At 59.7% G+C, this 449-nt stretch carries 1 pseudogene; it reads right to left on the minus strand.

The features are described from left to right. A pseudogene (locus tag DIE12_RS37810) lies at nucleotides 1-449 on the minus strand (hypothetical protein); the annotation flags it as partial.

The raw sequence follows: 449 nt of genomic DNA on the forward strand, positions 1-449 counted from the left end.
GGCGGCGCGCGGTACAGCGGCCGATTGGTCGGATTGATGCCTTGCACGGTCATCCAGCCCATCGTTCGATCATCCAGACCGCCGTGCCAAAGATCGGGCAGACTGGCGCAGCCATTGGTGAACGGCCCGCCGCCCCAATAGTCCTTCTCGTTCAGGAAGATCTTGTCGCCGTACTCCTTCAATTCCGCAGCGGTCGCGCGATAGCCCCAGCGGAAATGAATGACGGGTGAGAACGACGGATCGGGCTTGATGTAATTGTCTGCCAGCAAATCAGGGTTCAAGAACCCATCCGGCGTCACACTCTCCGTGTACTTCGCGGGCGTCAGCTGTCCGGCATCGATACCGTGATACATCATCTGATCGTCCAGACGCCCGAGCCTGCGATTCAGGCCTTTGCACAGCCCTTCCTCCGACGCCTCGAACCATTCGCCTTCGGAATTCACCCCATG

The sequence above is a fragment of the Burkholderia sp. Bp9015 genome, from assembly GCF_003853505.1.
GTDB lineage: Bacteria > Pseudomonadota > Gammaproteobacteria > Burkholderiales > Burkholderiaceae > Burkholderia.